16 protein-coding genes, 1 tRNA gene and 1 pseudogene are annotated in these 18,646 nt (G+C 67.6%); 8 read left to right on the top strand and 10 right to left on the bottom strand.

Annotated features, from left to right (window positions below; translation table 11 throughout):
* Positions 1–122: 122 nt before the first annotated feature.
* From EX88_RS0102170 to EX88_RS0102160, 3 genes and pseudogenes are all read left to right on the top strand, one after another.
* Positions 123–863, top strand: a pseudogene (locus tag EX88_RS0102170) (YoaK family protein); the annotation flags it as partial.
* A gap of 115 nt (positions 864–978) precedes the next feature.
* Positions 979–1,659: a TetR/AcrR family transcriptional regulator gene (locus EX88_RS0102165; protein WP_051884325.1), complete on the top strand. Its 681-nt coding sequence runs from the start codon at positions 979–981 to the stop codon at positions 1,657–1,659.
* Positions 1,656–4,211 carry a PEP/pyruvate-binding domain-containing protein gene (locus EX88_RS0102160; RefSeq protein WP_031370375.1) on the top strand — a complete coding sequence of 852 codons (2,556 nt, stop codon included), beginning with the start codon at positions 1,656–1,658 and terminating at the stop codon, positions 4,209–4,211. The genes EX88_RS0102165 and EX88_RS0102160 overlap by 4 nt, the downstream gene beginning before the upstream one ends.
* Positions 4,212–4,246: 35 nt before the next feature.
* On the opposite strand, the gene EX88_RS0102155 is transcribed toward EX88_RS0102160, so the two are convergent.
* Entirely contained in the window at positions 4,247–5,254 is a 1,008-nt protein-coding gene (locus EX88_RS0102155; RefSeq protein WP_031370374.1) for a TraB/GumN family protein, read from the bottom strand.
* Between the two features lie 362 nt (positions 5,255–5,616).
* On the opposite strand from EX88_RS0102155, the gene EX88_RS0102150 reads away from it, so the two are divergent.
* From EX88_RS0102150 to EX88_RS0102140, 3 genes are read left to right on the top strand one after another with little or no spacing between them, the layout of a single operon-like run.
* Positions 5,617–5,961 carry a hypothetical protein gene (locus tag EX88_RS0102150; RefSeq protein WP_200875789.1) on the top strand — a complete coding sequence of 115 codons (345 nt, stop codon included), beginning with the start codon at positions 5,617–5,619 and terminating at the stop codon, positions 5,959–5,961.
* A 10-nt stretch (positions 5,962–5,971) separates the two neighbouring features.
* Positions 5,972–7,552, top strand: coding sequence for a PepSY-associated TM helix domain-containing protein (locus EX88_RS0102145; protein WP_051884324.1), 1,581 nt, complete (start codon positions 5,972–5,974; stop codon positions 7,550–7,552).
* A gap of 10 nt (positions 7,553–7,562) precedes the next feature.
* On the top strand, positions 7,563–7,895 hold the full coding sequence (locus EX88_RS0102140) for a DUF3325 domain-containing protein (protein WP_031370371.1): 333 nt from the start codon (positions 7,563–7,565) through the stop codon (positions 7,893–7,895).
* Here EX88_RS0102140 and EX88_RS25665 read toward each other — a convergent pair.
* The 8 genes from EX88_RS25665 to EX88_RS0102100 all read right to left on the bottom strand — a co-directional run bounded on the left by EX88_RS25665 (position 7,858) and on the right by EX88_RS0102100 (position 16,639).
* Positions 7,858–8,463, bottom strand: a complete 606-nt coding sequence (locus tag EX88_RS25665) for a hypothetical protein (protein WP_152566057.1) — start codon at positions 8,461–8,463, stop codon at positions 7,858–7,860. The two genes, EX88_RS0102140 and EX88_RS25665, sit on opposite strands and share 38 nt — an antisense overlap.
* 53 nt (positions 8,464–8,516) lie before the next feature.
* Positions 8,517–10,424: a 1-deoxy-D-xylulose-5-phosphate synthase gene (gene dxs / locus EX88_RS0102130; RefSeq protein ID WP_031370370.1), complete on the bottom strand. Its 1,908-nt coding sequence runs from the start codon at positions 10,422–10,424 to the stop codon at positions 8,517–8,519.
* Between the two features lie 151 nt (positions 10,425–10,575).
* Positions 10,576–11,790 carry a hypothetical protein gene (locus EX88_RS26410; protein ID WP_031370369.1) on the bottom strand — a complete coding sequence of 405 codons (1,215 nt, stop codon included), beginning with the start codon at positions 11,788–11,790 and terminating at the stop codon, positions 10,576–10,578.
* Between the two features lie 142 nt (positions 11,791–11,932).
* The gene (locus EX88_RS0102120; RefSeq protein WP_081930556.1) at positions 11,933–12,646 is read right to left on the bottom strand and encodes an HNH endonuclease; all 714 of its coding nucleotides are present in this window, start codon (positions 12,644–12,646) and stop codon (positions 11,933–11,935) included.
* Between the two features lie 160 nt (positions 12,647–12,806).
* Positions 12,807–14,597: an acyl-CoA dehydrogenase C-terminal domain-containing protein gene (locus EX88_RS0102115; RefSeq protein ID WP_031370367.1), complete on the bottom strand. Its 1,791-nt coding sequence runs from the start codon at positions 14,595–14,597 to the stop codon at positions 12,807–12,809.
* Between the two features lie 131 nt (positions 14,598–14,728).
* On the bottom strand, positions 14,729–15,211 hold the full coding sequence (locus EX88_RS0102110; protein WP_031370366.1) for an LEA type 2 family protein: 483 nt from the start codon (positions 15,209–15,211) through the stop codon (positions 14,729–14,731).
* Between the two features lie 121 nt (positions 15,212–15,332).
* Complete coding sequence (locus EX88_RS0102105) at positions 15,333–15,650, bottom strand: hypothetical protein (RefSeq protein ID WP_031370365.1); 318 nt, start codon at positions 15,648–15,650, stop codon at positions 15,333–15,335.
* 545 nt (positions 15,651–16,195) lie between these two features.
* Positions 16,196–16,639: a DUF6491 family protein gene (locus tag EX88_RS0102100; protein WP_031370364.1), complete on the bottom strand. Its 444-nt coding sequence runs from the start codon at positions 16,637–16,639 to the stop codon at positions 16,196–16,198.
* A 170-nt stretch (positions 16,640–16,809) separates the two neighbouring features.
* Here EX88_RS0102100 and EX88_RS0102095 point away from each other — a divergent pair.
* Positions 16,810–16,885: transfer RNA gene (locus EX88_RS0102095), tRNA-Phe, on the top strand.
* A 358-nt stretch (positions 16,886–17,243) separates the two neighbouring features.
* Positions 17,244–17,498, top strand: coding sequence for a hypothetical protein (locus tag EX88_RS0102090; RefSeq protein WP_031370363.1), 255 nt, complete (start codon positions 17,244–17,246; stop codon positions 17,496–17,498).
* Between the two features lie 544 nt (positions 17,499–18,042).
* On the opposite strand, the gene EX88_RS0102085 is transcribed toward EX88_RS0102090, so the two are convergent.
* Positions 18,043–18,646: prealbumin-like fold domain-containing protein (locus EX88_RS0102085; protein ID WP_031370362.1), on the bottom strand; the 604-nt coding region annotated here is incomplete at its 5' end.

Genomic DNA, 18,646 nt, shown 5'->3' with positions numbered 1-18,646 from the left:
GCGCTGCCGGACGAGTATCGGGCGGCGAGTTAGGCGGACGGGCGCGGAACGAGCCGCATCGCCGCGCGCGAGCGATAATGCAGGCCGTCGCGATTCGCCGGCGCGGTTGTGCAGAGGGCCGAATGCCTGTCGCTTATCTCCGTAACCTGACCGGCAAGGAACGCCGTCCGGGCGCCGACCGCCACCTCGCGTATTACCTGGCCTTCGTCGCCGGCGCGGTCAACGCCGGCGGTTTTCTGGCGGTGAAGCAATACACCTCGCACATGTCCGGCATCCTGTCGGCGATGGCCGACGACCTCGCGCTCGGCAGCCTGGGCCTGATGCTCGACGGCCTCGGCGCCTTGCTGTCTTTCCTCGCCGGCGCCGCGTGTTCGGCGATCCTGATCAATTGGGCGCGCCGACGCCGGCTACACAGTGAGTTCGCTCTGCCGTTGTTGATCGAGGCCGGCCTCTTGCTCGCGTTCGGTCTGCTGGGCGCCAGCCTGCAAGGGCGGCAACTGTTGTTCGTGTCGGTCACGGTGATGGTGCTGTGTTTCATCATGGGCCTGCAGAACGCGATGATCACCAAACTGTCGCGCGCCGAAATCCGCACGACCCACGTCACCGGCATGATCACCGACCTCGGCATCGAGCTCGGCAAGCTCGCCTATTGGAATCGCACCCCCGACAGCGAAAGCGTGCCGCGGGTGGCGGCGAATCCCCGCAAGCTCAGGACCTTGGCCATTCTGGTCGCCGCGTTCTTCGTCGGCGGCGTGACCGGGGCGGTCGGGTTCGGCCGGATCGGTTTCAGCGCCACGATCCCGCTCGCCGCCCTGCTGATGACCTTGGCCCTGGTGCCGGTGCTGGACGACGTGCGCTCGCGTCGTTGAGCGAGGCGTCCGGCGGGTTGCCGGCCTGTCGTCCTGGCGCCGCGGCCAGGGCTTGTCATTAAAATTGAACGATGTATAAAATTGTCCTTAGTTCACCAAGGTCAAGGCCATGCCCGTTCCCAGACTGCAGCCCGAACCCGTGCGCGAACCTGCAGCGGAGCCCGGCCGCCGCGAGCGCAAGCGCAACCAGACCCTCGACCATCTCGCCGCGACCGCGTTCGGTTTGTTCGAGGCGCGCGGCTTCGAAGCGGTGACGATGGAGCAGATCGCCGACGCCGCCGACGTGGCCAAGGGCACGCTTTACAACCACTTTCCGGTCAAAGAGGCCTTGCTGGCGCATCAGTTCCATGGCGAGCTGGCCTCGGCCATGGGCGCCATGGAGGGGCCGAGCGACAGCGTCCGCGAGCCCGCCGGCTTCGTTTCGCGCCTGTCGCGCTGGCTGGAGGCCTCGGCGCAGTGGTACCAGGGGCGGCGCGCGTATCTGCCGCATTACCTGCGCTTCCGTTTCCGGCAGGTCGACGCCGCGGCGCGTGCGCGCGACGACGAGGGCGAACGCAGCGGCATGGAGCGTTTGTTCGAGGCCTTGATCGCCGCCGGGCAGGGCCGCGGCGAACTGCGCGACGATTTGTCGCCGGCGCACCTGGCGAGCTTGCTGCAGCATCTGCATCTCGCCGCGCTGATGCGCTGGCTGGCGAGCGCGGACGGCGATCTGGAAAACGAATTCGCCGCGATCGTCGATGTCTTCGTGCATGGTGCGAGCCGTCCGGTCGGCGTGCGGAAATCGCGATGAGCGCCGCGTTGCTGGACTGGCCGGCCGCGGCCGAGGCCGGGCCTGCGCAGGCCGGCGGCAAAGGCTGGCAACTCGGCCGGATGGCGACGTTGGGATTGCCGGTGCCGGAGGGCCTGGTGATCGCTGCCGCGGCCAGCCGCGAACGGGCCGAGGACGGCTCGGTGCCGCCGGAATTGCTGGCATCCATTCTTGAGGAAATACACGCCCGCGGTTGGGGCGAGCGCGCACTCGCGGTGCGTTCGTCGGCGCCGCAGGAGGATTCGGCGCGCGCTTCGTTCGCCGGCCTGCATCGCTCCTGCCTCAACGTCCGCGGCGCGCAGGCGCTCGCCACCGCGATCGTCTCGGTATGGGATTCGGCGCGCGAGCCTGCAGCGGTCGCTTATCGCGAACGTTTCGGCTTCGCGGCCGACGACACGGCGATGGCGGTGGTGATCATGCCGCTGTTGCCTGCGGTCGCTTCCGGGGTGGTCTTCACCTGCGACCCGCTGTCCGGCCGCGACGACCGCGTGCTGATCAATGCGCATTGGGGGCTCGGCGAGGCCCTGGTCGGCGGTCATGCCGACGTCGACGAATACCGCCTGCAAGTGCGGCGCATCGACGACGGCCTGGAGCCGATCGAGCAACGCATCGGCGCCAAGCGCCAACAAACGCGCGAACGCGCCGACGGCGGCACGGAACTGGCCGAGACCCCGCGCGAGTTGGCCCAGCGCGCGGTGCTGACCGCGGCGGGCGCCCTGGAGATCGCCGCGCTTGCACGCGATGCCGCGGCAGCGCTGGATTTCGCCCGGCCGCGCTTCGACGTCGAGTGGGTCTGGGATGGCGAACGTTTCTGGATCGTGCAGGCACGACCGGTCACAGCGAGCGCGCGCCATACCTATCCGGCGCTGTCGCAGCAGCCGAGCCTGTGGACGCGCGGCAACACCAAGGAAATCCTGCCCGAGCCGCTGTCGGCGATGGACTGGTCGTTGTATGCGATCGCTGCCGATCGCATGTTGACGCTCGGTTACGAACTCGGCGGTTATCGGGTACTGCCCGGCGTCGCCCACGCCAGCCTGCATCACGGCCGGGTCTATCTGGAGGCGTCGTTGATCCAATGGGAGGGCCATGACGCCTACGGCATCGCGCCCGCGGCGATCAACGCCTTGCTCGGCGGCAGCCAGGGGACGATTGCGGTGCCGGCGCCGTCGTGGCGCGCACGCGCGCAACGCGGCGGACGTTTGTTGCGCTTCATGCGGCGCTCGCTGAAGAAACGCCGCGACGCGGCGGCGGACCTGGCCCGTGCGCGCGAGCAGGCGCGCGCCTGGCGCGAACAGGACTTGTCGCAGGGCAATCGCGGGCTCGCCGCGCTATTGCGCCACCAGGTCGCGCAGGTGCGCGCCTCGGACGAACTGTTCTTCCTGCAAGGTTCGGCGGGCGGCACCTTGACCACCCTCGTCGACCTGGTCGACAAACGTTGTCCCGGCGAAGGGCAGGCGCTGACGGCGGCGTTGATGGCCGGCGGCGAGGCGAGCGTGACCGCGCAACAAGGCTACGACCTGATCGCGTTGGCGCAGGTCGCGGCCGGAGACGAAGCCGCATTGGCGTGGCTGCGCGGCGCTGGGCGCGACAGTGGGCAGTGGTCGGTGCAGTTGCCGGAGAACAGCGCATTCCGCCGCGAATTCGCCGGCTTTCTCGAACGCTACGGCCACCGCGCGGTGGCCGAGAGTTATCTGCGCCAGCCGCGTTGGCGCGAGCAACCGGATTATCTGCTCGACATGGTGGCGTCCCTGGTCGGACGCGACGCCGAGGCCTTGCGACAGCGCCAGCGCGAGATTTCGGCGCAGGCCTGGCAGCGTCTGAGCGCGTGCACACCGGCCTGGCTGCGGCCGTTGATCCGTCACCTGTTGCGCAGCGCCATCGTCGATTGCAACCAGCGCGAGGCCGCACGCAGCGCCTTGATGGCTTACTTCGAGGCGATACGCCGTCTCGCCATGAAGCTGGGCGAGCGCCTGTGCAGCGACGGTGGTTTCGGACAGGCCGACGAAGTCTTCGATCTGACCGCCGAGGAGCTGTGCGCCGTAGCCGAAGGCCGGCTCGGCCTACGTCATGCCAAGGCCCGCGCCGACGAACGTCGTGCGATGCGCCTGCGCTGGGCAGCGACGGCCGAACCCGAAGTGGTGGTCGAACACGGCGAATTCGCGGCGATTGCGGCGCAGAGCACTGCGAGGGCGGTGTACGAGGCGGAGGACGGGGCCTGGTTCGGCACGCCGATCGGCGCCGGGCGCGCCAGCGGGCGGGCGCGCATCGTCCGCGACCCGCGCGAGGCGGGTGCGCTCGAAACCGGCGATGTGCTGATCGCGCCCAGTACCGATCCGGCCTGGACGCCGTTGTTCCTCAAGGCCGGCGCGCTGGTGATGGAGACCGGCGGCTACTTGTCCCACGGCGCGATCGTCGCGCGCGAGTTCGGCATTCCGGCGGTAGCGAACCTGCCCGGCATTCTCGGCGAGCTGAGCGAAGGCGAGCGCATCGAAGTCGACGGCCATCGAGGCCGGGTGCGCCGCCTGCGCGATTGACCGCGTAGGCGGCGCAAGGGTTCGATTGCTGCCGCTCAGGGATCTTCGACGGTATAGCCCTGTTCGCGCAGACGGTCGAGCAGGCCGCCGCGTTCGAGCAGGTCCGACACCGGCAAGGTCGCGAAGGTGCTGCGGTTCTTCGCCAGCGAGTCTTGCGCGCGTTCGAGCCAGGTCGCGGTGACGCGCTCGCGCAGATCGCCGAACCCCAGGCGTTTGGCGACGCCGGTGGTGGCCAGGGCTTCCAGGCAGGTGCGGTATTGATCGCCTTGCGGCAGGGTGCGCAGGCTGGCGATGTCGCCGACCGCCCAGGCGTTGCCGCGTGCGCGCATCGACTCCAGGTCGCCTTCGATGCGCGACAAGGTCTTGGCGAAGCACTCGCGGTCGTCGAGCGCGCTGGCCGAGAACTCCTTGAGCGCAGCCTTCGGGTCTTCGATCTTGACCGTGACCCGGGCCTCGACGATCGGCACGCCATGTTGCTTCGCTGTCTTCTCGACCACCGGCTGGACCACGCCTTTGAGCGTCATCCCGGACTGGCGGATCGCCGCTTCGTAGAGTTCCTGCGCGGCGAAGATCGGCCGCCATTTCTCGACGCCGCCGTCGCGGCCGATGTAGCGCGCCTTGAGCGTCAGCCAGCGCGCATAGAGGTCGGCCGGGACGATTTCCTGCAAGGTCTTGCCGTCGGGATTCTTGCGCGCCTTCAGCGCGGTCGGGATCAGCATCATCGTGCGCAGCATGCCGAGCTCGGTGCCGAAGTTGACCGAGGGCGGGGCGATCACTTCCTCCGACTCGGCGATCGCCGCTTCGACATCGCGCGACAGCCAGGTCATGTCCTTCGGCAGCGGGCTCAGGGTGCCGAGGATCCAAAGCACGTGGCCGCCGCGCACGACCTTCCACATGCCCGGCCCGGGCTGCTCGCCGGTGACGACCAGGGTGTCGAGATCGCGGATGTCGCCGGCCGGCGGCGCGGCCTGCTGGGCGTGGGCAGCGGGCTGGGCGAGGGCGGTGGAGGCCAACAGCAGTACGGCAAAAAGGGCACGACGCATCCGTGACGCTCCTGAGCGGGGGATGGGACTCAGCGGAAGCCGGGATCGTAGCCGGTCCCGGGGGCGGACTGTGGGTCAGAGTTGTATTGGACTTGTACGGACTGTGCGCCGGTGCGCGACTGCGCCGGTTCGCAAGCTCGGTCGAGCGACCGCTCGGCCACGGCGCGGCCATGACTTGGTCACGACTTGCCAGCACGGCGGGGTGGAGCGCCCGGCAGGATGCGGCGCGATGCGAGTGGTTTGCAAATGAGAACCATTGCCAATTAGACTGGCAGCTCGCCCCATTACAAGCACGCTCCGAGCACGCTTCGCCATCCATCCGGCCGGAGTGCCGCGGGGACCGGCCAGGCCATGATCCGCGTATGACCCAGACCTTCGCTCCTGCGGCTTCCGTGCCCGCCCGCAAGCCACGCCCGACCTTGTCGTGGCGCTATCGCGGCGAAGTCGCGGTGCGCGCATTCGCCGCCTTCGCGATCGGCTACGCCGTCGCCTACGCCTCGACCGCCTTCCTGACCCTGGTGTTGCCGCTGGGGCGTAACGATCGGGTCGTTACCGCAAGCCTGCTGTGTTTCTTCGTCTGGTGCGGCGTCGCGATGTACGCCTTCGCCGCGCGCACGCCCTGGCGTGCGTGCTGGGCGCCGGCGCTATGGGCGATCGCCTTGTACGGCATCGCCGCGTTGTTCCCCGAATTCGGTGCCCGACCGTGAGCCCGCGCGCATGAAGAACACCTTCTCGCAGGCGATGGCCTGGCTGCATACCTGGGCCGGTCTGGTGATCGGCTGGCTGCTGTTCGTGATTTTCGTCGGCGGCACCATCGCCTGCTTCGACAAAGAACTGACGCACTGGATGCAGCCGGCGCTGCACGGCAAGACCCCGGTCGCGAACATCGACCTGAGCCGGACTATCGAAGGCCTGCAGGGCATCGCCAAGCCGCATCCGCACGCCTATTACGTGACCTTGCCGAGCGAGCGCAGCCCGGCGCTGCAATCGGCGGTGTATTACGACGCCGGCCCGCACGACGCGATCAGCATCGACACCAGCACCGGCCAGGCGATACCGGAAACCGCCGGCGGCGAGTTCTTCTTCACCTTGCACTACAACCTGCATTCGGAAACCTGGGGCATGTACATCGTCGGCATCGCCGGCATGTTCATGCTGATCGCGATCCTGACCGGCATCGTGATCCACAAGCGCATCTTCAAGGATTTTTTCACCTTCCGCCCCGCCAGCGGCGGACAGCGCGCCTGGCTCGACGGCCACAACCTCACCGGCGTGCTCGGCCTGCCGTTCCATCTGATGATCGCCTACACCGGCGTGGCGATCTTCGTCGCCAACTACATGCCGGCCGGGCTGCTCGCGGCCTACGACGGCGACGTCGAGAAGTTCTATGTCGAAGCCAGCGACAGTTACGAGCGCCCGGAAACGCACCAGCCGCTGAAGTCGATCTATCCGATCGACAAGTTGATCGCCGACGCGCGCGAACGCCTGGGCCAGCCGATCTCCTGGGTCAGCGTGCACCACCCGGACGACACCAGCGCGACGATCTCGTTCGGCGGCGATCACAGCCGTGCGGTGGCGTGGAATTTCGACCAGGTCTTTTACGACGCCAACGACGGCAAGCTGTTGCACGAGTCGGGCGCGTTCAAGTCCGGCTATAAGACCTATACCTTCCTCGGCGGCCTGCACATGGCGCAGTGGGGCGGTAGCGCCTTGCGTTGGCTGTACTTCGTGCTCGGCCTGGCCGGTTGCGTGATGATCGCCAGCGGTATGCAAGTCTGGGTCGCCAAGCGCGCGAAGAAGGTCGCCGAAGCCGGCGGCTGGTCGGGCTATGGGCTGGTGCAGGCGCTGAATCTCGGCGTGGTCGGCGGCATGCCGCTGGCGAGCGCGGCGATGTTGATCGCCAATCGCTTGATCCCGGCCACGACGGCGGAACGCGCAAGCTGGGAGATCGGCGTGTTCTGCGCGGTCTGGATCCTGGCCTCGTTGTACGCCGCGATCCCGGCGGTGCGCAGCCGTGGCTGGGGCCATTTCTTCGCCCTCAACGCCGTCGCCTGCGCGCTGATTCCGCTGGTCAACCTGGCGACGTCGCCACGGAGCCATGTGTTCGCGACGATCGCGCGCGGCGACTGGGCCCTGGCCGGCGTCGACCTGACCGCGCTCGGTTTGTGCCTCGGTTTCGCCTGGCTCGCCCGGCATTCGTTCGCCAAGGCGCGCCAGCCGGCGCCGGCGCGTCCGGGGCGCGGCCGCGCGGCGCGTGGCGATGCCGTGGTCGACGAAACGGCCGTGGCCGATCACTGAGGAGCGTCGCATGCTGTGGTTGGGTTTCAGTCTCGGTGTCGCGGCCTGGTGTCTGCTCAGTCTCGGACTCGAGAAGCATCACCGGCAGTTGTTCGCGCGTGCGTTCGACCCGCGCCGCGGCCGTTGGCTGCGCGCGGCCGGTTGGTGTTTGCTCGTGCTCGACTTCGCCCTGTTCGTTACCGGCTGGGGCTGGTCGCAGGGGCCGGTATTCTGGTGCGCGGCGCTGATGCTGTCGGCGCTGGCCTGGACCTTGTTGATGACGCTCGCGCCGCGCGCGAGCACCCGCATCGCCATCGCCAGCGTGCTCAGCGCGCTGGTGCTGATGCCGGTTTGGATGGGGTAGGTCGGCTGCGGTCGACTACTTTGCCGGATGATCCTGGCAGCACTGTGAATACCGGGCACGGCGTGCCGAAGCGGCGGCGTGCGGGGACATACAGTTCAATCGAAGGCCCGTGTACGACGACGTTGTGAACTCGGTGCTCGAACTGCGGCGGCCCGGGATAAGTCGATGGCATGGGGAAATCGATCTTGATCAGGACCGGAATCTTGCTCAAGTCGTCGAAGCCGACGTACTCGAACGAATAACGCAATTCGACCTCGCCCGATAACGAACTGCGTGCGGGAATGACCTCGCCGTCGGTGCGCATCGGGTCGTCGATGATCCTTATGACAGGCAGGCGCTTCGCAGCTTGTCCACGCTGTACTTCATAGCCGCGGATGCGAATGTGGTTCGCATTCGTGGACCAGGGCAAGCCGCCCGGCATCACTTGGATATCGTTCTTGCCTGGGTTGCTCAGGGTGACCTGAAGCGAATAGGGCGCATCGCAGGAATGCGAGACGCGCGCGTACAAATGGTCGTAATCGGATGTCGCGCCCGAGGCCGATGAGGTGCAGACAGCTGCGAGGCTCACCAGAGACAAGCCAGCTTTAGCGCTACGCACCAAGCTGGCTCTGTTCGACGCGATCACCCGATCGCCGTCTGCACTGGTGCCGCGCTCATCTGCGGCCAGCGGCGCAGGATCGAGGCGCGGATCGAGGCCGCATCCAGTCCCGCTTCGGCGAGCAGTTGCTCGCGGCTGGCGTGGTGCTGGAATTCGTCGGGCAGGCCCAGGTGGAGGATCGGCAGGACGATGCCTTCGGCTGCGAGCAATTCGGCCACGCCGCTGCCGGCGCCGCCGGCGACCACGTTGTCCTCGAGGGTGACGAAGCCTTCGTGGGTCTTGGCCAGTTCCAGGATCAGGGCGCGGTCGAGCGGTTTGACGAAGCGCATGTTGACCACGGTCAGGCCGAGTTCGGCGCCGACCTGTTCGGCCGCTGGCACGATCGCGCCGAACGCGAGCAGGGCGACGCGCGAGCCGCTGCGGCGCAGGTCGGCCTTGCCGATCGGCAAGGTGTCGAGGCTCGGCTGGATCGCCACGCCGGGGCCGGTGCCGCGCGGATAACGCACCGCCGCCGGGCCTTCGTAACGATGCCCGGTGCTGAGCATCTTGCGGCACTCGTCTTCGTCGGCCGGCGCCATCACCACCATGTTCGGCACGCAGCGCAGGTAGGACAGGTCGAGGTTGCCGGCGTGGGTCGCGCCGTCCGGCCCGACCACGCCGCCGCGGTCGATCGCGAACAGCACGTCGAGGTTCTGGATGGCGACGTCGTGCACCAATTGGTCGTAGCCGCGCTGCAGGAAGGTGGAGTAGATCGCCACCACCGGCTTGGCGCCTTCGCAGGCCATGCCGGCCGCCAGCGTCACCGCGTGCTGCTCGGCGATGGCGACGTCGAAGTAACGCTTCGGATATTCCTTGCTGAAGCGCACCAGGCCGGAGCCTTCGCGCATCGCCGGAGTGATGCCGAGCAGGCGTTCGTCGGCGGCGGCCATGTCGCACAGCCACTCGCTGAAAATATCGGTATAGCTCGGCTTCTTCGCGCCGGGCTTGCTGATCAGGCCCTTCTCGGGGTCGAACGGGCCGACCGCGTGATAGCCGATCTGATCGTCCTCGGCGAGTTCGTAGCCCTTGCCCTTGGTGGTGATGATGTGGAGCAGCTGCGGGCCCTTGAGGCCCTTGAGCGTCTTCATCGCGTGCAGCAGCGCGGGCAGGTCGTGGCCGTCGATCGGGCCGGTGTAGTGGAAGCCGACTTCCTCGAAGAAGGTCGAGGGCACGAACATGCCCTTCCAGTGCTCTTCCCAGCGGCGCACGAACTTCGCGGCCGGCTTGCGCTTGTCGCCGAGCAGCTTCTTGCCGCCTTCGCGGATCGCGTTGAGGGTGCGGCTGCTGGTGAGGCGGCCGAGCATCTTGGTGACGCCGCCGACGTTCTCGGAGATCGACATCTGGTTGTCGTTGAGGATCACCAGCATGTTCGGCTCGGGATCTTCCAGGCCGCCGGCGTGGGCCAGCGCCTCGAAGGCCATGCCGGCGGTCATCGCGCCGTCGCCGATCACCGCCACGACCTTGCGCTCGTCGCCGGCGTGCTGCAGCGCGAGCGCCATGCCGAGCGCGGCCGAGATCGAGGTCGAACTGTGGCCGACGCCGAAGGTGTCGTAATCGGATTCGTCACGCTTCGGAAACGGCGCCACGCCATCCTTCTGCTTGACGGTGTGGATCTCGTCGCGACGGCCGGTGAGGATCTTGTGCGGGTAGCACTGGTGGCCGACGTCCCACACCAGTCGGTCGACCGGGGTTTCGTACAGCCAGTGCAAGGCCACGGTGAGTTCGATCACGCCGAGCCCGGCGCCGAAATGGCCGCCCACCAGCGCGACTTGTTCGATCAGGTAGGCGCGCAGTTCCTCGGCGATCGCCGGGAGCTCCTCTTCGGGGAACCGGCGCAGGTCGGCGGGGACCTGAATACGGGAAAGACGCGGGTAGCGCTGCGAATCGATCATTACGACCATCTGTCTTCAGCTAGTCGGTCATTGTCCCGCCCCCGCGTGAGGCGAGCAAGAAGTCCGGCCGCTTCATGTTCAGACAGCAGGCACGGCAAGGCGCCGTGCCGGGGAAAAACCGGACGCCGCGGCGGATTGCCGCAGGCGCGGCTCAGCGGCCGCGCAAACGCCCGAACAGGCCGCCGCTGGACTTGGCCGGCTCGACCGGAGTCGGGTCGCCCTCGGGCTCGGCGAAACCGGTGGCGAGGCTGGCGTTGATGAAATCGGCGACTTCGGCTTCGGTGACGCCGCTGGCTTCGGCGATCTCGGCCACGGTCGCGAGCGCCTTCATCATCACCGTGGCGATGCGGAAGTGCTTGGGATACTCGCGTTCGGTCTGCGGCCACTTGGTCATGCGGTAGCGGCGCTGCGGGTCGTAGCCCGGGGCGAGGCGGCCCTGGCCGGCGAGCAGGTTGCCGAACCAGACCAGGCGCGTCAGCGGCATCGGGGCGCCGAGTTCGTTAGCGGCGGTCTCCCACTGCGCGGCTGGCACGACTTCGAAATCGGAGGCGGCGAAACCGCGGTCGAACCAGTCGGCCAGCGGCTTGAGTGCGGCCGGGCCGTGGTACTTGCGCTGGTCGGCGTCGATCAACAAGCGATCGTTGCCCTGGGCCACGCGCAACAGGCCGCGCAGGCGGCCGGGCACCAGCCAGTCGAGCAGGCCGTCGCCGCGTGCGGTGATGGTCGGGCCGGTCGGAGTGAGCGTGGTCGCAGGCATAGCGCTCGCGGCGATGCTGATTGCGTCGGTCACTGGCGCCGGTACGGCCGCCGGAGCCACGGCAGGAATCGGCGTGGGCGCCAGAGCAGGTTCCGCCGGCGCAGGTGCATTCGTCGCGGCCGGGGCGGGTGTGGCTTGCTGCGCCGCCGCCTTGGCCGCCGCCGCGTTGGCTTGGGCGCGGTCGGTCTGCAGCAGTTCGACGACGACCTCGGGCAGAGCCGCGGTCGGGTCGGTCAGCGGCTGTTTCGGGATCTCGACCGTCGCCGGTGCGGGTGCCGGGGAGGGCGTCGGCAGGGCCTGGCCGGACTGCAAGGCGATCTCGCCGAGCAGCTTGGAGATCGAATCGCTGGTGAAGGGATGCGACAGCAGGAAATCGGCCTGGGTGCGTTGCGCCGCGGTCAGGGCGATCACCGACTTGCCGGTCGCATGCAGGCGCAGCCAACTCATCGGGCCGTACATGCTGTCCATGTCGACGACGACGAAGTGGGCCTGTTGTTCGGGCAGCAGAGTCCAGTGACCGCCGAGTTGGGCATTGGCGACCTTGAAGGCCGTCTGCAAGGCGGACTCCGTCGCCGGGTCCATGCCGGTCAGACCGAGGGTCAAAGGCATCTGTGAGGTGTCCACGAAATCGATTGCGACGAGTGTCCGGGACGACTGGATTGTCGTCAACGCGCGCTATACGTCGTTTATGACCCTTATTCGGCACCCCGGCCGGGGCTATTGCCTCAATACTGCGACGGGGTTCACGCCTTCATGCGTTCAGGCGGGCGTTCTTCGGCAGTTGGTTTTTCAGGAACGTCATCTGGTCGGCCAGGATGTTGCGGTTGGACAGGATCAGATGCTCGACCCAGCTCGGGCGATACGGCACCGCGAGCAGCGGCATACTGGCCTGCTGTGGGGTGCGGTTGCCCTTGCGCGAGTTGCATTGGAAGCAAGCGGCGACCACGTTCTCCCAGATGTCGCGACCGCCCTTGGACACCGGGACGACGTGGTCGCGGGTCAGGTGCGGGCGGTGGAAGTCGTGGCCGCAGTACATGCACAGGTGGCTGTCGCGCGCGAACAGCGCGGCGTTGGTCAGGGCCGGGGTCGGGTCGAGCGCGCTCGGACGGGCGTGGCCGCGCGCGGCGACGATCGGATGCAGTTCGAGCACGCTGCGTTCGCCGGTCAGGCGGTTGGTGCCGCCGTGCACTTCCAGGCAGGGGTCGCCCAAGGTCCAGGCGACCGCGCCGCGCACGTACAGACAACTGGCTTCCTGCCAGTTCATCCAGTCGAGCACGCGGCCATGCGCATCGAGCGACAGCAGCCGCACGGAGTTGAGTCGTTCGAGAGCGTTGCGCGGAACCGCGCGGGGACCGGCCCAAGGCGAGTAAGGATCGGGGACGCCGGTGGCATCCGGCTCACGCTGAAGCATTTCAGCGTGGGTTCCGGTTCGGACCAGGCGGATCTTCGCTCTATCGGTCTCCATCGGGAATCCAGCTTATACCCGTTTGATGACGATTTTGGTAGTTGCGATGGCGAAGGGTCGCGCGCCCGGTCCGAAGGGGCGGCCTGGTCTGGATCGAATGCCGTAGAAACTACGGTTCCGCCGGAGCCGGCCGGCGGAACCGCATCGTCGGGGCGACGCCTCAGACGTCGAACGCTTCTGCGTCCAGGCCGGTGAGGGTCTCGACGCTGGCGCCGATGGCGATCGCGTGGGCCTGGCTGCGCGGCAACAGGCGGGCGAAGTAGAAGCGCGCGGTTTCGCGCTTGCCGGTCTTGAAGCGCGCCGATTGCGAGGAGGCCTCGCTCGCGGCGACGCTGCGCGCCCACCAGTAGGCCAGCGAGAGATAGCCCGAGTACATCAGGTAGTCGTAGGCGGCCGCGCCGACCTCGTCGGGGTTGGCGGCGGCGCGCTTGCCGACGGCCATCGTCAGCTGCTGCCACTCGCCGGCCTTGGCGCGCAGCGGGCCGATGAATTCGGCGATCGCGGCATTGCCTTCGTTGTCGGCGCAGAAGCGTTCGATCTTCTCCAGCATCACGCGCAAGCCGGCGCCCTGTAGCTGCATGACCTTGCGGCCGAGCAGGTCGAGCGCCTGGATGCCGGTGGTGCCTTCGTACAAGGTGGTGATGCGGGCGTCGCGGGCGAGCTGTTCCATGCCGTGCTCGGCGATGTAGCCGTGGCCGCCGAAGCACTGCAGCGCGTGGTAGGTGCATTCCACGCCCCACTCGGTGAGGCAGGCCTTGACGATCGGGGTCATGAAGCCGATCAGCGCATCGGCTTCGGCGCGTTCTTTCTCGTCGCCGCTGGCGTGGGCGATGTCGACCTGCAGTGCGGCGGCGTAACCCATCACCCGGCCGCCTTCCACCAGCGCCTTGCAGGTCAGCAGCATGCGGCGCACGTCGGGGTGGACGATGATCGGATCGGCCGGCAGCTCCGGAAACTTCGCGCCCGACAGCGCACGCATCTGCAGGCGGTCGCGCGAGTAGCGCAACGCGTTCTGCAGGGCGCGGTCGGACAGGCCCAGGCCTTGCAGGCCGACGGCGAGGCGGGCGGTATTCATCATGGTGAACATCGCCATCAGGCCCTTGTGCGGCTGGCCGATCAGATAGCCCTGGGCGCCGTCGAAATTCATCACGCAGGTGGCCGAGCCGTGGATGCCCATCTTGTGTTCGAGGCTGCCGCAACGCACCGCGTTGGCCTCGCCGATGCTGCCGTCGCGCGCGACCTTGATCTTCGGCACGATGAACAAGGAAATGCCCTTGCTGCCGGCCGGTGCGTCGGGCAGGCGCGCCAGCACCAGGTGGATGATGTTGTCGGTGAGGTCGTGCTCGCCGGCGGTGATGAAGATCTTGGTGCCGCTGATCGAATAGCTGCCGTCGGCCTGCGGTTCGGCCTTGGTCTTGAGCAGGCCCAGGTCGGTGCCGCAGTGCGGCTCGGTCAGGCACATGGTGCCGGTCCAACGGCCTTCGACCAGCGGCTTGAGGAAGACTTCCTGCTGCCACTCCTCGCCGTGGTGCAGCAAGGCTTCGGTGGCGCCGTGCGAGAGCAGGGGGAAGTTGCCCCAGGCCAGGTTGGCCGCGTCGATCATTTCCTTGAGCGGCACGCCGGCCGCGTGCGGCAGGCCCTGGCCGCCGAACTTGATCTCGGCGGTGAGGCCGGACCAGCCGCCTTCGACGAACTGGGTATAGGCCTGCTTGAAGCCCGGCGGCGTGGTGACCGCGCCGGTGGCCTTGTCGTGGCTGCAGCCGATCTGGTCGCCGATGGCGTTGAGCGGAGCGAGCACGGTTTCGTTGAAGCGCGCGCCTTCCTCGAGCACGGCGTCGAGCACGTCGCGGGTGGCGTCGGTGTAACCCAGGCGTTGGAACTGCGCTTCGGCGCCGAGGACGTCGAACAGGACGAAACGCATGTCGGCGAGGGGGGCTTTATAGGTGCTCATAGGCTCGGGAATGGGGAATAGGGAAAGGGGAATCGAAACGGCAAGGACGCGGCGAGAGCGACGGATTCGGGCAGGGAAACAGGAGCGGCGGATTCAACCGATTCCCTATTCCCCATTCCCGACTCCCGAATTCAGCGCATCACCCCGGGCAAGCCCGGGGCCGGGCTCAGCGCGCTGCTGCGCTCGATGGTGAAGATGCGTTGCTTGGCTTCGTCGGGGGTCGCGGCGATGTCGCCCTTGAGGCTGTAGGCCAGGCTGCGGCCGCCGGACAGGGCGTCGGCGATGGCGATCTTGGCCGCACCCGACGGGGTCAGGCTGACGGTGACCACGTCGGCCGATTCCGGGCCGATCGAAACCGCCGGCTGGGCCTGGAGCTGGCCGGCGATGTCCTCGCCGAGCTTGAGCTGCAGGTCGAAACGGTCGAAGCGCATGGGGATGCTGCTGAAGTTCTCGATCCGCACCTCGACCGCCCAACTGCCGTTGGCGCGCACGGTCAGTTGCTGGATGCGGGCGGCGGGCTCGGAGACGCGGCGGACCTGTCCGCCGCCGCAACTGGCGAGCAAGGCGGCGGCGAGCGCCAGGCCGAACAGACGCATCCAGGACCCTGCTTTCATGCCGCCGCTCCGTCGTGATGAGAACCGCGAGGATACTACGGCGAATGGTGGCGTCGTCAGGGTGGTGGTGCCGGCGGACGGAATGTCGACGGAGCGCTGCGGTAACGCCCGGCGCCGGGGCTCAGCGGGCTGCGCGGGATTCGCCGTGCGCGGGCGATGCGGTCGCGACCGGCTCGAGGGGCTGGCCCGCGGTTGCGCGCAGCATGCCGCCACGCTGGGCGGGCGGGGATTGGGGATTCGGCGCCGGGCGCGCGTCGCGGCCACCCGCCAGCGGCGAGAGGTTGGGCGAGGGATCGGGCGAGGCCAAGGGCGAGGGGGTAAGCGGGGAAGAAGGCGCCGCCGCCTGGGCCAGCAAAGCCAGCACCGAGACGGCGGCCAGTACGAGGAGATAGCGAGGCAGCTCGTGGAGCATGTCCTGGACCACCGATGCTGCCTTCATGCACGAATCCCACGTAGACCACGCGGCACAAACCGACTGGCCGTCCTGGCCCTCGGTGCGAACTCCGTTTCGCCGTGCATGCCCACTTCCCCAACACTTGCAAAGAATAGCCCCGACTCCGCTGGCTCACCTGCTCAAGGTGACGGCCTTAATCCGTTGCTGAGCGGCATCCGTGTCATCGCATCGACCGTGCTGCCGGGGCAAGTACAGATTGGACCGAGGCGCGGTCCGGCGCAGTAGGTCGAACGCGCGGCACCGTGTAGGATTTTTCTGACCCCGGTCACGTTCGGCTGCAGGCGGCCTCGGGCGAGGGCGGCGAGGGCGGGCTGCGGAGGCGCGGATGCGAATCATCGTGGGCGGCGTCGCCGGGCGCCGGTTGGCGCTGCAGCGCCTAAACGTCGGTGCGCTGCCGTCCGCTCGTGGCCGGCGGCATGTGCGAGGACCTGTTCGCAACGGGTGCATGCGTTCGCTCGCGCCCATCCGCGCGTTCGATCGAACGCCGCTTAAGCGCGATGCGAAGCCGCGCGTCCGCCGACTTCACAACATCAGGGCTTCGGATCTTCCGGCATCGTCCCGGCTTCGCGCATGTCGCGTTGCGCCTGCTTGATCGCCTTGACGTCGAGCGGAAGGATGCGGCCGATGAAGCAGGGCATCTTGATCGACTGTCGGCCGAGCACGGTGACCTTGTCGAAGCGCGAATGCACGCGGCCCATCTGATTGCTCACGCTGATCGCCGAGGCGAAGTCGAGGTCCGGGCAACGGCCTTGCAGTTCGAGCAGATAGGCCTGGTTGGGTTTGGTCCACACCGCGAGCGCGCTGTCGCCGAGCGGGGTCCAGCCGTCGATGCTGCCGAAGTACTGGAAGCTGTCGACGGGCGCGGCGGCATGCGCGCGATACAGCGCCAGGCGCTGCGCATCGTCCATCTTGGGATTGCTCGCGCAGGCGCTCAGCAAGAGCAGGGCGAGAGCGGCCGGAACAAGGCGTTTCATGATCCACTCCTCGGCGGCGCGGGCCGCCATTGCGGGCTAGGCCGACATGATGCGCCGGCCGTGGCGGAGCGTCGCATCGAGCTCGTGGTTCGTTCAGCGCCGATGAGGCTTGCCAGATTCCATCGGCATCCGTATCATCCCGCTCCTCTCACGGCGCACCGTGAAAGAACGGCCGGGTAGCTCAGTTGGTAGAGCAGGGGATTGAAAATCCCCGTGTCGGGGGTTCGATTCCCTCCCCGGCCACCATTTGCATCAAGGGCTTAGCGTTCGCGCTAGGCCCTTGGTTTTTGTGGCGCGGCCATGCTCGTGCCGGCGTCGAACGCGACGGTTCTTTCGATGCGCGCAGCGCCTTTCGCCGGATGCTTCGGCGACAGGTGCCGACAGCGAACGCCGACTCGCGACCGCAAGCCGCCAGACTCCATCAAGGCGCGTCGGCCGATGCCCGGCGTGTTCCGTCTATCCGGTCCTTCATCGCGCAGATCGAAGCGGACCCGGACAGAGCGCCCGGCCGAGCCCGGTATTGGCCGGCAACGGTCGCATGACGAACTCTGGGCAAGCCGCTCGGCATCACGATGTGCCGATCGACTAAAGGACTGGGTGCGAGATGCTCGAAGAATTTCTCGGCGGCGGCGTAGCCATGATCGTTTTCGCCGTGATTCTCAGGTTTTTCTTCGGCCATGGCGGCGCATCGAGCTTCGATTCGCTCGCCGACGCTCACGAGGACGCGGGCTATGCAGACAATGCGAAGAAACTGCGGGATACCGCGGCGTCTTATCGCACTCGTGTCGATCGCTACTTCTACCTTTTGTTGATCATCGGTTTGGCGATGATCCTCGTATCGCTGATCGGTCGGCCATGAGGGCCGGCAGCGGCCACGGGACCCGGCCTCGTGCGCCGTTCAACTGGATTCGACCGTCCTGTCCTGCCGCGGAAAGGACATGATTCGGCGACGGCTGCGAGGCGAGGTGTCTGTGCAAAAACCTCGGCCTGTAGCGACGATGGCCTTGCCCTTACGGTGGGTAGGGGAAATCCGACCCTTCGGTGCGGTGCCCGCCGACTGCGCAGCGCCGGCCAAATCGCCAAGCTGGCCAGGCTGGCAACGTGTGGCCCTCCCTCGGTAGTTGTTTCCACACGGCAGGGGCCTTCAGGGAACGAAGGCCCGCCAGCAACATGACGGCGACTGCTCGAAAGGCTGTGGCGGCTTGAGCGCCAGCGGCACGCCTCGTTCTTCGGGTCGCTCGACGCCTGCGCGGGGATTCACTTGCGTAGACGCGCCCGCTATGGGCGCATCATCGCTGTCGCTGGCCGAAGGCGCAGAGACGAAACGCGAAAAGCGAAAACGAAAAACGAAACGCGGAAAGTCGCGGCGCTTCGCCTTTCGTCTCTGGCCGCAGGCCGTCGCCTCAGTTCACCGTGCAGCTCAAGGTCACCGTAATGCTGGCGCCGTTCGCCAAGGTGCCGAGGGTTACCCCAGTGTCGAGCGTCGACAGGGTGATCGGGGTAAGCGGGCAGGCGCTGCCGCTGCAAGTCGGCGGGGTCGTGCAACTCAAATTGCTGTGGTTCGCGATGGGGTCGCGCAGGATCGCGCCGGTGACTGCGTCGGGGCCGTTGTTGGTAACCACGATCGAATACAGGGTCGTTGCGCCACGGACTACGCTGTCGCCGCTCTGATCGTTGGGGCCGGAGCCCGGGGTATTGGTCTTGGTGATCACCAGATCGGCTAGCGGCGCGCGCGTGTTGGAGAGCGTGCAGGTCAGGTCGTCGCCGGCCACCGGCGTGAGGCTGAAGCTGCTGCCGTTGCCGCTCGGCGTTTGTCCGCCGGCGCGGGCGTTGGTGCAGGTATAGCTGGTCGTGTAGTTGGCCAGGTTCGCACCGGCGGCGCCGGTTTCGGACAGGGTGTAGGCCGAGCCGATGCTGCCGGTCGTGAGCAAGGCCTCGCCGGTCGCGGTGTTGCCGGTGCCGGTGGTCGTCGCCGTGGCCGGGCCGCCGGTGCCGGCGATGCTCAGC

Origin of the sequence: Lysobacter antibioticus, assembly GCF_000731095.1 — a bacterium.
In the GTDB taxonomy this organism is placed as follows: Bacteria; Pseudomonadota; Gammaproteobacteria; order Xanthomonadales; family Xanthomonadaceae; genus Lysobacter; species Lysobacter antibioticus_B.
The sequence above is the reverse complement of the archived record's forward strand: the minus strand, read 5'-3'. Positions and strand labels throughout refer to the sequence as shown.